Source organism: Streptomyces sp. NPDC057565 (genome assembly GCF_042801455.1).
Classification (GTDB): domain Bacteria; phylum Actinomycetota; class Actinomycetes; order Streptomycetales; family Streptomycetaceae; genus Streptomyces; species Streptomyces yanii.
This window is the reverse complement of sequence record NZ_JBHVFU010000105.1, coordinates 1-14,790: the sequence shown is the minus strand read 5'-3', so window position 1 is coordinate 14,790 and position 14,790 is coordinate 1. Positions and strand designations below refer to the sequence as shown.

General features: G+C 69.5%; 14 protein-coding genes, 5 pseudogenes and 1 riboswitch. Of the genes and pseudogenes, 9 read left to right on the top strand and 10 right to left on the bottom strand.

Going from position 1 to position 14,790, the window contains the following annotated elements; translation table 11 throughout:
• Window positions 1–503 (top strand): transposase (locus tag ACFU8W_RS50315; RefSeq protein WP_384052556.1); only part of this gene is annotated, 503 nt, incomplete at its 5' end.
• Here the strand turns inward: ACFU8W_RS50315 and ACFU8W_RS50310 are convergent.
• From ACFU8W_RS50310 to ACFU8W_RS50295, 4 genes and pseudogenes are all read right to left on the bottom strand, one after another.
• Window positions 439–951 (bottom strand): hypothetical protein, encoded by a 513-nt coding sequence (locus ACFU8W_RS50310; RefSeq protein WP_384052557.1) that lies wholly within the window; start codon window positions 949–951, stop codon window positions 439–441. The two genes, ACFU8W_RS50315 and ACFU8W_RS50310, sit on opposite strands and share 65 nt — an antisense overlap.
• A gap of 392 nt (window positions 952–1,343) precedes the next feature.
• Window positions 1,344–2,616: pseudogene (locus tag ACFU8W_RS50305) on the bottom strand (NF041680 family putative transposase); the annotation flags it as partial.
• Window positions 2,617–2,851: 235 nt separating this feature from the next.
• Window positions 2,852–3,115 (bottom strand): annotated as a pseudogene (locus ACFU8W_RS50300) (MFS transporter); the annotation flags it as partial.
• Between the two features lie 135 nt (window positions 3,116–3,250).
• Entirely contained in the window at window positions 3,251–3,643 is a 393-nt protein-coding gene (locus tag ACFU8W_RS50295; RefSeq protein ID WP_384052555.1) for a DUF6069 family protein, read from the bottom strand.
• A gap of 134 nt (window positions 3,644–3,777) precedes the next feature.
• Between ACFU8W_RS50295 and ACFU8W_RS50290 the strand changes: the two genes are divergently transcribed.
• The gene (locus ACFU8W_RS50290; RefSeq protein ID WP_384052554.1) at window positions 3,778–4,248 is read left to right on the top strand and encodes a MarR family winged helix-turn-helix transcriptional regulator; all 471 of its coding nucleotides are present in this window, start codon (window positions 3,778–3,780) and stop codon (window positions 4,246–4,248) included.
• A gap of 334 nt (window positions 4,249–4,582) precedes the next feature.
• On the opposite strand, the gene ACFU8W_RS50285 is transcribed toward ACFU8W_RS50290, so the two are convergent.
• Both ACFU8W_RS50285 and ACFU8W_RS50280 read right to left on the bottom strand, forming a co-directional pair.
• Window positions 4,583–5,191 (bottom strand): endonuclease domain-containing protein, encoded by a 609-nt coding sequence (locus ACFU8W_RS50285; RefSeq protein WP_384052553.1) that lies wholly within the window; start codon window positions 5,189–5,191, stop codon window positions 4,583–4,585.
• A gap of 524 nt (window positions 5,192–5,715) precedes the next feature.
• Complete coding sequence (locus ACFU8W_RS50280; protein WP_384052552.1) at window positions 5,716–6,036, bottom strand: helix-turn-helix domain-containing protein; 321 nt, start codon at window positions 6,034–6,036, stop codon at window positions 5,716–5,718.
• Window positions 6,037–6,536: 500 nt separating this feature from the next.
• On the opposite strand from ACFU8W_RS50280, the pseudogene ACFU8W_RS50275 reads away from it, so the two are divergent.
• Window positions 6,537–6,656 (top strand): annotated as a pseudogene (locus ACFU8W_RS50275) (DNA-binding response regulator); the annotation flags it as partial.
• A gap of 45 nt (window positions 6,657–6,701) precedes the next feature.
• Here ACFU8W_RS50275 and ACFU8W_RS50270 read toward each other — a convergent pair.
• Window positions 6,702–7,631, bottom strand: coding sequence for an NAD-dependent epimerase/dehydratase family protein (locus ACFU8W_RS50270; RefSeq protein ID WP_384052551.1), 930 nt, complete (start codon window positions 7,629–7,631; stop codon window positions 6,702–6,704).
• A gap of 139 nt (window positions 7,632–7,770) precedes the next feature.
• On the opposite strand from ACFU8W_RS50270, the gene ACFU8W_RS50265 reads away from it, so the two are divergent.
• Window positions 7,771–8,508 carry a TetR/AcrR family transcriptional regulator gene (locus ACFU8W_RS50265; protein ID WP_384052550.1) on the top strand — a complete coding sequence of 246 codons (738 nt, stop codon included), beginning with the start codon at window positions 7,771–7,773 and terminating at the stop codon, window positions 8,506–8,508.
• Between the two features lie 155 nt (window positions 8,509–8,663).
• Window positions 8,664–8,903 (top strand): annotated as a pseudogene (locus tag ACFU8W_RS50260) (hypothetical protein); the annotation flags it as partial.
• A 195-nt stretch (window positions 8,904–9,098) separates the two neighbouring features.
• Here the strand turns inward: ACFU8W_RS50260 and ACFU8W_RS50255 are convergent.
• Complete coding sequence (locus ACFU8W_RS50255; RefSeq protein ID WP_384052549.1) at window positions 9,099–9,812, bottom strand: IclR family transcriptional regulator; 714 nt, start codon at window positions 9,810–9,812, stop codon at window positions 9,099–9,101.
• A 196-nt stretch (window positions 9,813–10,008) separates the two neighbouring features.
• Window positions 10,009–10,151: riboswitch (SAM riboswitch) on the bottom strand.
• 234 nt (window positions 10,152–10,385) lie between these two features.
• Entirely contained in the window at window positions 10,386–11,735 is a 1,350-nt protein-coding gene (locus tag ACFU8W_RS50250) for a multidrug effflux MFS transporter (RefSeq protein ID WP_384052548.1), read from the bottom strand.
• Between ACFU8W_RS50250 and ACFU8W_RS50245 the strand changes: the two genes are divergently transcribed.
• Entirely contained in the window at window positions 11,734–12,225 is a 492-nt protein-coding gene (locus tag ACFU8W_RS50245; RefSeq protein ID WP_384052547.1) for a MarR family winged helix-turn-helix transcriptional regulator, read from the top strand. The genes ACFU8W_RS50250 and ACFU8W_RS50245 overlap by 2 nt on opposite strands.
• 300 nt (window positions 12,226–12,525) lie before the next feature.
• Here the strand turns inward: ACFU8W_RS50245 and ACFU8W_RS50240 are convergent.
• Window positions 12,526–12,723 (bottom strand): annotated as a pseudogene (locus tag ACFU8W_RS50240) (IS256 family transposase); the annotation flags it as partial.
• A 268-nt stretch (window positions 12,724–12,991) separates the two neighbouring features.
• Between ACFU8W_RS50240 and ACFU8W_RS50235 the strand changes: the two are divergent.
• From ACFU8W_RS50235 to ACFU8W_RS50225, 3 genes are read left to right on the top strand one after another with little or no spacing between them, the layout of a single operon-like run.
• The gene (locus tag ACFU8W_RS50235) at window positions 12,992–13,975 is read left to right on the top strand and encodes a sugar kinase (protein ID WP_384052546.1); all 984 of its coding nucleotides are present in this window, start codon (window positions 12,992–12,994) and stop codon (window positions 13,973–13,975) included.
• Between the two features lie 39 nt (window positions 13,976–14,014).
• Window positions 14,015–14,323 carry an orotidine 5'-phosphate decarboxylase / HUMPS family protein gene (locus ACFU8W_RS50230; protein ID WP_384052545.1) on the top strand — a complete coding sequence of 103 codons (309 nt, stop codon included), beginning with the start codon at window positions 14,015–14,017 and terminating at the stop codon, window positions 14,321–14,323.
• Between the two features lie 27 nt (window positions 14,324–14,350).
• Window positions 14,351–14,644, top strand: coding sequence for a hypothetical protein (locus tag ACFU8W_RS50225; RefSeq protein ID WP_384052544.1), 294 nt, complete (start codon window positions 14,351–14,353; stop codon window positions 14,642–14,644).
• The last annotated feature ends 146 nt before the right edge of the window (window positions 14,645–14,790 follow it).

Sequence of the window (14,790 nt, the reverse complement as noted above, 5' to 3'; positions counted from 1 at the left end):
TGTACCGCTTCATGTACTTGCTTCCCACCTGGTGCTACTTCCTCTGGAACCTCAGGTCCCAGTCTCCAGGTGTCCACGATCAAGGGGAAGGTTCACTCGGACTGGTCCTGGACGTGTTGGTCACGCCCGCGTCCACGACCGACCGGGACGCCGCCCGCACGCTGCTGCCTGCAGGGAAAGAACGGTTCCGGCGCCTTGCCCGCGTCTGGGCCGACGGCGGTTACACCGGCCACCTCATCGACTGGGCGGCCCAGCATCTGGGCCTGGCTGTCGAGATCGTCCGCCGCAGCGACGATGTCCACGGTTTTCAGGTCCTGCCACACCGCTGGGCCGTCGAGCGGACCTTCGTCTGGCTCCTGCAGAGCCGACGCCTCGTCCGCGACTACGAAAGGCACCCTGCCACCGGCGAAGCCGTCATCCGGTGGTCGATGACCATACTCATGAGCCGCCGTCTGGCCGCTCGGCACCAGCACCAGGAACCCGTTCCGGCGCGGGCAGCGTGAACCTGCCCGGCTTCACCTCCACCAGCCAGCCCCGCTCCACCAGCCGCTTCAGTCGTGCCCTCGCTCCCTCGACCCGGGAGGCGGACGCGCTGTCCCAGCCCAGCACCACCGCCGCCCGCCGAGCACCCAGCCCGTCGCCTCCCACCTCCACCGCGGCGGCCATCAACGCCTGGTAGTCCACCGACAATCCTTCGACACCTGCCGCGTTCTGCCGGTGAGGCACCGCCCGGCGGGGTCCCACCGGCCTCGCCGGCGACACCCCGCCGGCCACCACGGCGGGCGCGTCCGCCTCGGCCGGCGCCTCCAGATACTGCTCCAGGCCGATCACACGGCGCCTGAGTACGTCCTCTGCGTCCGCCAGAGCCAGCTGCACCCGCTCCAGCTCGGCTCCGAGCTCCTCCACCAGCACCGCCGCGGCCTTCTGCCGCTCTTCCAGGACCGCTCGCATCGACGGCATCCGCCACTCCAACGACAGCTCGGTCAACAACGAACCGAGACTTCCGCGACAGCCGCGATCTCATGTCTGACCAGCAAAAGTCGCACACGAGGTTCGGAAAGAGAACGACCTCTCAGGAGCTGTCCAGTGTGGATGCGCAGGTCAGCTTCGTCGCAGTTCTCCAGGTAGTGCAGTTAAGGGTGAAGGTCAGGCACGCGGACACGGTCGACGCCCTGGTGGTCGGGTTCAGCGCTTCGGCCGCCACCTCAACTACCGCGGCTGCCATGCCGTGGACACCGAGATCAAGCTCCTCGGCACGGTCCACAACCTCAACAAGCTGCTCAGCCACACGGCCAGAACTCGCTCTTGACCTTCACGAAGCAGAAGTTGTGCGACAGCCTCGCGGCTTTCGCGTGCAGGTTCCTGAACCCCCTGCGGACGCGGGCTGGTGTCAGTTTGTTCGGCTCGGTCGGCTTCTCCCAGGGCCGCCGCAGGTCGGTGGCCAGCGGGCGGGCCAGTCGGAGCTGGGCATAGGCCGCGATCACCAGCCATGTCCACCGGTCGGCTGCTTCCGAGCTGCGAAGCCGAGGTTTGGTCCACCCGAGCGTCTGCTTGAAGAGGCGAAACGTGTGCTCGATGTCGAAGCGACGGAGGAAGGATTGCCAGCAGCGGTCGACGTCCGTCTCCGTGGCGCCGGTGCCCGACCACCACAGCCAGACGGGCTTGTTCACCCCGCCGCTGGGCAGCTTCTCCACGACCAGACGGACGACGGTGCCTTCGATGATCGGCAGCGGACCTTCGTGGTCAAGCCAGGCCGCCCGGCGGGTGAGCCGCGGGTGCAGCCGGTCCCACGCCTGCGCGGTCGCCTTCCCGTAGAGGCGGGTGTCCGTGGTCGTCACGGCGTGCTCGACGGCCCAGGTTTTGGGGTCGCCGAAGACGAACTCGTCGCCGTGCTTGGGCGGCCGGCCGCCCTTGGGGTCGTAGACCCGCGGCGGTGTCGGCCTGCGCATCACGCGGTCCGAACGAAGCCGGCCGAGGATGTCGACAGGCAGCCCTGCCAGCAGGTGGGCGATGCGCGGGGCGTCGTATTCGGCGTCCAGCACGACCAGGACCTCCGGGTCACCCGGCTTCCACTGGCCAGCGGCGACGAGACGCTCGACGACCTCACGGATCTGCACCGTGGTCACGGCGGCGACGTCGGCGCCGGGCTCGAGACGGACCGCGTCCAGCACCGCCGTCCAGGAGGTGCGGCCACCACCGAATACGGCCAGCCGGGCACCATCTGATGCTTTCCCTCACCCCGCCCGAACGTGTGGCAAAAGGACGGTCAGCACACGTGTTGGCGTCCGGCCGCAGCCACGGCGAGACATCCACGGCCAGCACAAGCCTGCCGTCCGCCGCCCTCGGTAGCGGCATCCCAGCCAGCGCACGACGCAGCCGGGCGACATCGATCCGCCCCTGGTTGAGCCCGCCGTACAGAGCTCCGTGACCACGGCGGTGTTCGGGCGCAAGCGCGAGATCGACCAGCGCCCGCACCGGACCGTCTGTGCACAGCAACGCGTCGCATATCTCGAACAACGCGTCGCCCCGTGCGGTCATGCACGCGTACAACTCCGACCGGAAGTGTGACACTTCCGCGAACGCATCCCGCAGGACGCCCTGATGCACCAAACTCACGACCACGGCCTTCGCACTCTTCCTATGCCTCTGTGACGGAGCACAGGATCAGACGAAGGCCGCCTTCACGTCCGCTGAACTGCGAAAACGCAGATCAAGTTCGAGCCTCGTTCGACGCCGGACCATAAATGACAAGCTGAAAGCCTGTTTCCGAACCTCAAATCCGCAGGTCACAGCACGTTTGGTCGATCCGGTAACCGGAGGTATCCGTTCGCTCAACCGTCTCCGTGACGGTCATCGGGCCGGAGCCGGCGAGACCGCCGAGCGACGAGGCCAGGGCGAAGCCGATCAGACCGATGACGAAGGCGCGCTTGCGGCCCCACAGGTCCGCGACCCAGCCGCCGAACAGGAGCAGGCCGCCGAAGGCGAGGGCGTAGGCCGTGACGACCCACTGCCGGTTGCCGTCGGATATGCCCAGGTCCGTCTGGGCGGAGGGCAGGGCGATGTTCACGATGGTGACGTCCAGGACCACCATCAGCTGGGCGAGCGCAATGAACACGAGCGCCTTCCAGCGGTTGGCGTCGAGAACGCTGGGGCCTCCGGGGCTATATCAGACATGGGCTGGGTATCCACTTCGGGACTTGCTGGCGAAAATGTGACGTGCGGACGCGGACGGTTCCCGCCGCCTTCGTGGTCAGCTAGTGGGGGTGGGGCGAGCGAGAAGGAACCAGGCGGCGCCGACCACGATGTGCATGGGGGCGAGTGAGAACGCCGTCGAGATCTGCGTGGCGGAGATGAAGGGGTTGGCCACGCTCAGCAGAGCGACGACAAGGCCTATCCAGGCTGCGAAGGTCTGGAAGCGGGGCTTCTTCGCGGCGATCAGGGCGACCACCAGTGCTGCCAGCAGGAGAGGGAGCGCGGTGAGCAGCCCCACGGTCACGGCGGTGATCGGATACGGGGTGTTCACCTCCATCGTGACGCCGACGCCCTTGGCGATGGCGTAGACGACGAGATCGGTGACAAGGGCGGCGGCGGCCGCGATGGCGGTGTTCTTGACCGTGATGCGACGTGAGGGCGTGGCGTTCAAGGTGATTCCTTCGGGTGCGGATCGGACGTCCCGGGGCGGGAAGCGCAGCGTGGCCGTGCTTGACTCGAAGACGGCAACGTTCAGTAGCCGGGAAACAATAAGCCGGATAACTATATGCATGGAGGTCCCCTCCGGTGGAATTCGTCGCCGCCCCGCGGCTGGAGGAGGTCGGCCCGATCAGCTCCCTGATCCCCGCCCTCGCACGCACGCACCGCACCCTCGCGCTGTCTCTGCTCCGCGAGGTCGGACTGGTGCCTGGGCAGGAAGTGCTGCTGGCCCACCTGTGGGACGAGCAGCCCCGCTCCCAGGTCGAGCTGGCCGAGTTGCTGTGCGTGGAACCGCCCACGGCGGCGAAGATGCTGGCCCGCATGGAGGCGGTCGGTGTCATCACCCGCGAGAAGTCCGCCCCCGACCGCCGCGTCACCCTCGTCTCCCTGACTGACAAGGGCCGGGCGCTGCTCGAACCGGTCCAGGAGATCTGGGCGGAGCTCGAGCGGGTGACGACCACCGGCTTGACCGAGGACGAGAAGGCCCTGCTCAGCGATCTGCTGAGCAGGATGACCGGAAACATCGACGCGCAGCGCCACTCGGTCGCCGGGGCGTGATCAACCGCTCGTCGTGTGGGGCCGGCCGCTGCCCGACACCGGTAGATGATCGTCCTCGATCCCATCAGCCAAGGCATCCGCCCCGCCGACGCCGCCCGCGCCGCTGCCCGACGCGCCGCCGGGGCCTGGCCGGCGGTGCGAACAGTCCGAGCAGGCGTTCCTTCTGCCGGGGACCCAGACCCTGGGCGCGGCGGGTCCCGGAGATGTCTGAAATTGTGGGGCTGCTTGTGGCGTTGGTGGAGGATGCAGCGGATTTCGTGGGCGTCCGGGTGGGATGCGAACCGGCGCCGTGCGGGTGGGGGGTGACGTTGGTGCCGGATCTGGTGCTGTTCATTCAGAACAGCACCAGGCCCTCACTGCTGGCGTCCACGATGACTGGTCGGGACCGGGCGGGGAGGCCGTCCAGGCGGTCAGGTCCGGCCGCGGCGGCCACGGCAGGGGCGGTCTCGGCCAGCCAGGTGCCAAACCGCTCGGCGGCTTCGCGGTAGGGGATTTGCGCCAGGACACGGTGCTCGCCGGAAGGGCAGAAGTCGACGGCGACAGTGAGCAAGCAGGAACGGGGCGCATTCTGACTGCCCGTCCAGGAAACGCGCAGCACACCGCAGGGTTTGCGTGCGCGGGAGCCGCGGGGATCGCGGTGGGTCGGGCGCAGTGATCGGCAGCCTACGTGGGCGGTCCATGCGGCGAGGTGTGGCAGTGGCAGGGTGGTGCGGGCGCGGCAGCCAGGGCGGCGGTGCCAGTGGCGGAGCCAGTCGGTGGTGTGGGTGTCAAAGAGGCGTGTGTAGTGGCCGGCCACGCGGATGTCGTTGCTGTACAGGTGGTCGGGTCGTTCTTGTGTGTTGCGGGAGTGGCAGACGGGGGCGCGGACGTAGCCGTGTTCGTGGCAGTGGTCGAGTGCGGCGGCGGGTGCGGTGCGGCAGATGGTGCACCTCCACCCAGCCACCTTGCGGGAGGTGCCGGACTTCCTGCTGAGTACCGAGTACAGGTGGCCTTGCAGTTCCCCGTTGTGCGGGCGTAGCGGGGCGGTTGAGCAGTCGGAGTTCGTCGTCTGCTGGCCGTCCGACGGCTCGGGCCTGCCAGCCGTGGGCGGGCGGCTCGGTGACGGCCGAGTTTCCCTGCCAGGTCCGCGCGGCTTGCAGCCACTGCGTTTCGGTGTGCTCGGCCACATCCAGCAGCCTGACCACGGCGCGCGGCAGCCACCATGTTTGCATCGTCCGGTCGCGAGTTTGCTCCACGAGTATCCGCCGCCAGTCGATCCCCGCCAGATGGTACGGCCGGCCACTCTCACGTCGTGCTGCCCGCTCGGGGTCGCCCAGCTCCTGCAGTTCCCCGGTGATGCGCTGGCGCCAGCGCATCAGCGTTGTCTCGTTGCACTCCTTCTTCGGCGCGCCACGGAACGGACCGATGCGGACCAGGTCCTGGCAGTCCATCTCCACCGCGTTCAGTTCCGCTGCCGCCCGGCGCACCTCAATCTCCGGAACACTCCACTGGCCGCCGCTTGCGTTCACCATCGCCACCACACGGCTGCCAAGCAGGACATACCCCGCCCGGGCATGAGCAGGAGAACAGGTGAACGCCGCAGAAGCCGTCGGCACAGCGCTGTACCGCAGATTGGGCATCCGAGATCCTCGGCACCTTCGCCGGCCTGGCGGAACGCAGGGACTCCGGACCACCCTCCCGCCAAGCTCGACGCCAGTGTTCCACCGAACGCTCGCTCACCCGCAACTCCTTCGCGATCACCGCGGTCTTCTCACCCGCCGCGAACCGCCCGCCGGCCTCCAGCCGCACCCGTTACGCAACGCCCGCCGCCCAGCAGTCAGGCCCCCACCCTCCGCATACCGCATCCCACCGGCATACCGCAGGGATCACCAACAGTCATCACCCGACGACAATGCGAAAACCTCAGTAACCGTGATCGGCTGCACCACGACAAGGGACGCCATCACCCGCCCATCGGCATCAGCCCGCTCGGTGACATCCCCGCAGCGGTCGAAGCGGTCGCCTACTTCGCCGTCACCGAGGCTCTGGCGAACATCGGCAGACGCAGCCGGGCCACCCATGCCTCGGTTCGTGTCACCCGCAACGGTGCGCTGCTCTGCGCGGAGTTCGAGGACAAACGGGACCGGCGGAGCGGACGCCAGCCCAGGGTCCGGCCCGGACGGAATGCGCCGCCGCGCCGCCGCTCCGGACGGCACCTGAAAGATCAGCAGCCCCGGGCGGGCCGGCCGTCATCACCGTGGGGCTGCCGTGCGCGTAGTGACCACCGAGGACAACGTCCTGCTGTCATCGCAGTCCAGTCCCGCCGCGACCATCCCGGACTTCCCGTCTTGGTCCTGTCGCAGGAGGTGGAGCAGGAATATGTGGGCCGCCTCCTCGCCGACACCCGGGGCGGCATCGGATATTGGCTACCGATGTCGAACGCTGAGACCGGCTCTGCAACGAGAGCGCGCGTCTCACCGGCCTTCCCCACGCCAGGTAGCGATGGTCTCCTCCAGCGACACTTCGAGCGCGGCGGGCTCTATCCCGAAAGCCTTGGTCGCGGCAGAGGAATCCACCACGAACGGCTTGCGGAACTGGTACTGGGTCTCGCGGAGTTCGCGGACGATCGGATTGCCCAGCCCACCGAGCCAGAGCACTGCCGCGGGCATGGTGGACAACCGCGGCGGGGGCGCGTCGGCCAGTGCACAGGCGCGGGTGGTGATGTCGCGCATGGAGACCGGTGCGGTGGCCGGCACGTGCCAGGCGCGGCCCCACGCGCTTTTGTCCGCCGCGACGGCGACCAGCGTGCGCGCAACATCGCCGACGTAGGTCCAACTGCGCGGCGCGTCCAGGTCCGCGGGGACACGCACGCGCGCCCCCGCCAGCGCCTTGGGCAGGACGGTCATCGTGAGCAGCGACTGGGTGCCGGCCCCCAGGTAGTCCGAGGATCGGACCTCCGCGGTGCGAATGTGGCCGGCTTCGTGCGCGGCGAGCGCGTCGGCCCACATCCGGGCCCGGACCTGGCCCTTTGCGCCAGTCGCCAACAGCGGATGCCGCTCGGTCATGGCGCCGGTCACCGGGCCGTAGCCGTAGAGGTTGCTTGCGGTCACCAGCACGGCGCCGCTGGTGCGGGCTGCTTCGATGAAGGCCTCTGCCAGCGGGGGCCAATCGATGGGCCACCGGTGGTAGGCCGGGCTGGCGCAGTTGTAGAGCGCGGTCGCCCCCACACAGAACCGAGCGAGAGCCGACGCGTCGGTCGCGTCGGCAACCACCCGCTCGACGGCCGAGTGGTCCGGGCCGGTACCGCGCCGTGTGACCACGCGGACCTGTTCCCCTTGGTCGGCGAGCAGGCGCGCAGTGGCTGTTCCTACCGGTCCGGCGCCCACGATGACGTGCAGAGACATGAGTGACCCCGAGTCTGTGTACGGTGTTCTCTTGCGAGAACAGTGATCTCGAATCAATGTGAGCCACCAGCGACCCGCATGTCAAGAACACTGTTCACGCTACGGACCACTGTTCTCCTCACTGTGCGAGAATGCCGTCATGTCGGTGACATCACTGCGGGCCCGGATCCGCGCGGAGACCGTCGAGGAGATCCGCGCGATCGCCAAGCGGCACCTGGCCACGCACGGAGCGAACCTGTCCTTGCGAGCCGTGGCGAGGGACGCCGGCCTGGTCCCCTCGGCGCTGTACCGCTACTTCCCCAACCGTGATGCGTTGCTGACCGCGCTCATCACGGACGCCTACGCGGCGCTCGCCGCATCCGCGAAGGCGGCGGAAGCCGCCGTACCCCGCCACGACTTGCCGGGCCGGCTCCTGTCGCTCGGGAACGGCGTGCGCTCGTGGGCCCGTGACCACCCTGCCGAGTACGCCCTGATCTACGGCAGCCCGGTACCGAGCTACATGGCCCCGCCGGAGACGGTGGGGCCGGCATCAGAAGTCGTGATGGCCCTGATCGGCATCCTGTTCGACGGTGCCGAACGCGGGCTGCGCCCGGTGGCCCCGCCCCGGCCGCTGCCCGCGGCGACCCACGCGGAGCTGGGTCGGCTACTGGACCAGGGCCCCATGCCGAAGCCCTCCTGGACCGAACCGGCACCCGAAATGCTGATCGCCACCGCCTTCACGCTGTGGACCCAGATGTTCGGCCTGGTCAGCTTCGAGGTCTTCGGACGGCTCAACGACTTGATCGAGGAACGACGGGAGTACTTCGAGCATCAGATGCTGGTCATGGCCGACTTCGCCGGACTCGCCACGGTCGCCTCCTGCCCCGGCGACGGGTGAGCGACGTGGAACATCGACAGCTCAGATACTTCTGCAGGTCGCCGGGGAGACGAATCTGACGCGGGCGGCGCACCGCCTGCGGGCGGGGCAGGCATCGCGGTGTCTGCGGTGGCCGGAAGCGGCTGGTGAGGTGGGTCTTTGAGCGGTGTCCGCCGATGAGGCCGTTCTCGGTCCACAAGGGCAAACGGTTGGCGCCGGGATGGTGGTGGTCGGCAACCACCGGGCATCTGGTGCACTACGCGTCGACGGCGATGCGGCTGCATGTGATGCTGTTTGACCGCGATCCGCGCGTCAGCGCTCTGGCCGCCCGGCCGCTTGAACTGCGGTGGCGGGGGCCGGGCGGGGTGCGTGCGCATGCTCCGCAGTTGATGATCCGGCTGGCTGGTGGCCAGGGGGTGCTGGCCGACTGCACCGCGAGAGCGGAGCTGTGCGGCGCAGCGGCAGCACCGGTCTCGGTCGTCGACCGCCATCAAGGTGGTCAGGGCCGACAGGGACGGCCAGCGGTTGGCCAGGGGGTTGCGCGGCGGGGGTGCCAGGAACGACAGGCCAGTTCGGCCGCGACGACCTGTGCCGGGGACGGCGGGGGCTCATCAGGGGTGGCGAAGGGCCTCGGTGAGGCGGGCAGCGGCCTCGACGACGGCCTGGGAGAGGTGGGCGCCGGGGTAGCGGGTGAGGCGTTGGATCGGGCCGGAGACGGAGACGGCGGCCACCACTCGGTTGGACGGGCCGCGGACGGGCGCGGAGACGGAGGCCACATCGGGCTCGCGTTCGCCGACGGACTGGGCCCAGCCGCGGCGCCGCACGCCGCTGAGGGCGGTGGCGGTGAAGCGGGCACCCCGGAGGCCGCGGTAGAGGCGCTCGGGCTCCTCCCAGGCGAGCAGGATCTGGGCGGCGGAGCCGACCTTCATGGGAAGGGTGACGCCGACGGGAACAGCGTCACGAAGGCCAGAAAGGCGCTCGACAGCAGCCACGCAGATGCGCTCCTCACCCTGCCGACGGTAGAGCTGAGCACTCTCGCCGGTGGCGTCGCGCAGGCGGGTGAGGACCAAGCCTGCGGCGGCCAGCAGGCGATCCTCGCCGGCGGCGGTCGAGAGCTCGGCGAGTCGGGGACCGAGGGTGAACCGGCCCTCTATGTCCCTGGTGACCAGGCGGTGTCGTTCGAGCGCGACGGCGAGTCGGTGGGCGGTGGGCCGCGCCAGACCGGTGGCGGCAACCAGTCCGGCCAGGGTGGTGGGGCCGGCCTCCAAGGCACTGAGGATCGAGGTGACCTTGTCGAGCACACCTACGCCGCTCGTGTTCTCCATGAATGGGTACTCCAGTCTCAAATCCCGCGAGCGGCGGTTGGGTTGCGCTCACGGGGGCTCCGGGCGAGGAGCGGTGAGGTCAGCGGGGACAGGCCGGAAGAGTCGGCCGATTGCCTGCGCCGGACACGAGACGGGTACGCGGAAGGGCCGGGGCGGGAAGCGCCCGGGCGAAGGACAGCACAGAGAGCACCGTGTCTCCTCATCTTTCCCGCGCCACGTTGGCGACAGGCCGGAGTTGGCACTGATCCCGGCCGGTGCGGTGCGCGCGTCGCGCGCCGACTCGACCGGGGAGTTGCCGGGGCTTCGTAGGGCCGGTCCCTCCACCCCTCTGGATGATTCGGGAGGAACCTTACAAGATGCCTCGGGCGGCCCGCCAAACCTCCCCCAGCCCTGACGACTTGGTACGCGATTGAGGTCGGGACGTGCTGGCCTGGTGGATTGGCTGGTGGTGATCAGCAGGCCGTGCGGTGGACGGGCACCATCCTCGGTAGCCCTCGTCGGCAAACCACGGCTGGCCTGCCCTCCGAGGCTGCTATGTCGTGTCAAGCCGCTTGAGTGAGATTCTCAGCGTGTTCAGCTGCCGGTCGCAGTGGCTGGTTCTCCGTGGCCCTGCCACGGTCGGGCGAGCGCTACCAGCGCAGCTCCCGCCGCCGCTACTGCGGTCAGCATGATGAGGGCCATCGGCAGAGAGCTGTCCGCGCCGAAGAGGCCAACCAGGGGTGAGGCGAGGGCACCAAAGAGAAACTGGAAGCCGCCGAGGAGAGCGGAGGCGGCACCCGAGGCGTTTCGTGCCAGGGCATGACCGATACTCATCGCCGCGGGGAAGAGCAGCCCGACGCCGCTCAGGGTGACGAACAAGGTGACCCAGGTGCCGGTGAGGGTCTCGCCCACGGCCAGCACCAGCAGAACCTGCGCGACAACACCGAGCGCGGCGATGCCGACACCTGCCATGAGAAGCGAGTTGAGGCGGACGCGCCCGGCCAGGCGGGAGAAGACCACCCCGGCGATCAGCATGCCGGCGGCGTTGGTGGCAAAGATGAGGGAGTACATCGTCGACGACACCCCATACAGGCTCTCGAAGACGAAGCTCGAGCCGCTGATGTAGGTGAACAGCGCCGCCGAGACCAGGGTCAGGACGAGGGCGTAGCCGATGAACATGCGGCGGGCTAGCAATTCTCCCATCGCGCGAAACGAGCTCGCCACGCCGCCGCTGTGGCGGCGCTCGACCGGCAGAGACTCCGGGACACCGCGTATCACGCCGATCACCAGCAGCAGGCCGATCGCCGTCAGGACAATGAACACCGCACGCCACGTGGACACCGACAGGGTGGCTCCACCAAGCACAGGAGCTGCGATCGGCGCGACGCTCATGATCTGGTACAGCACCGCAAAGTAGCGGGGTAGTTCTCGTCCGTGAAAGCGGTCGGCGAGGACGGCCCGGGCCAGCACCAAGCCCGCCGCGCCGGCCGCGCCCTGCAGGAAACGGGCACCGGTCAAAACCGCGACGCTCGGCGCGACAGCGCACAGGACAGAGGAGACGGCGAATCCGGCCGCGCCCCCGATCAGCAGGCGGCGTCGGCCGATCTTGTCGCTGATCGGCCCTATCAGCAGCTGCCCCACGACGAGTCCGGCCAGATATGCGGTCATGGTCAGCTGCACGGCCGAACTGCTCGCCCCAAGGGCGTCCCCCATCGCGGGGAACCCCGGAACGTACATGTCGGTTCCGAGCGGGACGACTGCGGTCAGGGCACTGAGGACGGCGACGAGCACCACGACGGCCCGCCGGGAGGGGACGGGCGGCGAAGCGGAGGTGGCGGAACGCGTGCCTCCAACACGAGTAGAAAGGGGAAAAATCATGACATAACAGTAAACCAGTAGTTCACCTTTCAACAAATTGGTCCAGACCGAAGAGGCGAGCACCATGTCCTCCCCGTCCGAGATCCGTACACAGTGGGCCCGGCACAACGCCGACCTCGACACATCGCCGATGGAGCTCGTCGGTCTACTCAAACGCGCCACAGGCCTGCATGACCGGGCGGTGGAATCGCTCTACGCGGGCAGCCCGCTCACCCCACCCGAGGTCGACACGCTCATCCCCCTCCGGTACGCCACCGCCCCCGTCATCGCCCGCCGCCTCGCCGAGCAGCTGGGTCTGTCCCGGGCCGGGGTGAGCAAGACCCTCGCCAAGCTGGAAAGGCGCGGATTCATCGCCCGAAGGCCAAATCCCGCCGACCGTCGCGCCGCCCTGGTCACCATCACTCCCACCAGCGCCCGGGCCATCGACGAGCTCTTCCCCCGCCAGCTCGCGACCGAGGCAGAGCTGCTGACGGGACTCGGAAAGGATCGAGAGTGGGTGCTGAAGGCACTGGGTCGGCTGGTGAACGCGATGGAGGAACGAGCCGGGCGCGGCTGACGTCCACTTCCTCACCCGACGCCATCCCCGGGTGCGGCACACAGCGCGCGTTGCCCCAACACTTCCGCGCCTGCCTCCGGCCTGGCCGATCGGCCAGTGCCCGGCTGGTGTCGATGGCCGCTGAACTCTGCATCCTGCTGGTCACCGGAACAGCGCCCCGCTGTCCCAAGCGCAGGTAGGGCCCCCGGCACGTTCAGTGCCTACCCTCTCGCGGGTCGGCACGGCGCCGAGCAGCAGGGCGAAGGTAGGTGCCGGCGAGGTGCCACCGGCAAAAGAGCCAAAGAACACCCTGGCCTCTTCTCAGTCCGGCCCGACCGGCCGGCCGATCGCGTCGACCCGGCCGGCGTGGGCGCCTGAGACGACGAGCTGGACTCCGGACAGGCGCTCCAGCAGCCGGTGCGACAAGTTGAAGTAACCGCCCTGCCTCAGCTTCGGGATGACCACCTCAGTCGTTCCGGCCCGCATGTTCCACTCGCGCGGGCGATAACCGCTGCGCCGGTTGACTCTCTCCTAGCCGACCTGCCCGTACTCGACGACCGTCCGCCCGGCCTCCACCGCGCATCCGGCCCGCGGCGTCACCGAGATCCTCTGCCACCTCGCTGCCTACCTGCCCCTCGGCCCTGGAGACGTCGTCCTGACCGGCGCCCCCCGGCGGGTTCGGACCGCTGCGTCCGGGCGGGCAGGTCGAGGCGACGGTCGCGGGAATCGGCACCCTCGCCAACCCGGTGATCCACGGCACCCACCCGCCCCGCCCAGGAGAGACCACGTGCCCCTGAAACCCCCCGCCCATCTGCCGCCGCCCCGCCTGGACGCGGTCACCTTCGGAGAGACGATGGTGATGTTCCGCGCGGAGGACAACGGCCCCCTCTCCCAGGTCGACCGCTACACCCGGGCGCTCGCCGGAGCGGAGGTCAACGTCGCGATCGGGCTGAGCCGCCTGGGTCACGCCACGGCCTGGGCGGGCCGGGTCGGCGACGATCCGCTGGGCGCCCACGTCGTCTCCGCGCTGAGCGGTGAGGGCATCGACACCGGCGCGGTCGAGGTCGATGCTCATGCCCCGACCGGCTTCCAGCTCAAGGGCCGCGCCGACGTGGGCGACCCCGAGGTGGTCTACTTCCGCGCCCACTCCGCGGGCAGCCGCCTGGCCTCCTCCCCCGCCGCCACCGCTCGGCTGGCAGGTGCCCGACATCTGCACGTCACCGGCATCCCGCCCGCCCTGTCGCCAACGGCACGCGAATTCACATACGAGGCGATGGAGACCGCCCGTGCCGCGGGTCTCACGATCTCCTTCGATCCCAATCTGCGCCCGGCGCTGTCGCCGGACCGGGACGAGATGGTGCAGGTCGTGGGCGACCTCGCGGCCCGGGCGGACTGGGTGCTGCCCGGGCTCGGCGAGGGTCGGCTGCTCACCGGCCGGGACGACGCCGAGGGCATCGCATGCCACTACCTGGCGGCCGGAGCCCGCCGCGTCGTCGTCAAGGACGGTGGGCACGGCGCGACCCGGCTGTTCGAGGACGACGGCTGTTGGGTCCAGCCCCTCTTCTCCGTACGGTCCGTCGACTCCGTCGGCACCGGAGACGGCTTCGCGGCCGGTCTCATCAGCGCCCGTCTCGACAGGCTCGACGCACCGCAGGCGCTGCGCCGGGCCACGGCCGTCGGTGCCCTCGCCACCACGCGGCGAGGCGACAGCGACGGCCTGCCCACCCGTGCGGAACTCGAGGAGTTCCTCGACGCCCACGTCGCCGCCTGAAGCACCATCCATCACCCCGTTCATCAAGGAGATCCTCCCGTGGCCCTGCAGTTGCAGATCGCCCTCGACCGCATCCCGCTGGAGCGCGCGGTGCGGATCGCCGCCGCCGTGGCCCCGCACACCGACTGGATCGAGGTCGGCACATCCCTGATCAAGCAGTTCGGCATGGAGTCCATACATCAGGTCGTGGCCGCGGCCCACGGCGCGCCCGTCCTCGCCGACCTCAAGACCGCCGACGACGCGGTCTTCGAGTTCACCCTCGCCTACGAGGCGGGCGCCTCCTCGGCCACCGTCCTCGGTATCGCCGACGACGCGACCCTCGACAAGGCGGTGCAGCTCGCGGCCTAACACGGCAAGCAGATTGTGGTCGACCTGATGGAGACCACCGGGCCACGGCGTACGGACCTCGCGGCGCGGCTGCCCGAGTCGGTGGTCCTCGCCGCGCACATCGGCAAGGACGCCCAACACGGCGGCGCCGATCCCGCTTCCCTGCTCGGCCCGTGGAGCACCGGCCGTCGGCTCGCGGTCGCCGGTGGACTGACCGCCGAGCGCCTGCCCGGCCTCGCCGGCGCGGGCGACCTGCGGGTGATCGTCGGCTCGGCCGTGACGGGCGCCGCCGCCTCCGCGGCCGCGGCCCGGCACCTGGCGCGGGTGGCGGGCCGCGATTGACGTACGCACTCCGCACGACACCAGCACGCCATAGGAACGGAAAGCACAGACCTATCGGGTAGGCGAGCCGGTTCTCCCGGCCCGCCCCCCACACCACCGGACATGCGGGCCCGCATCCGGCGGTTCGTCTAGCTGATCTCAAGCGG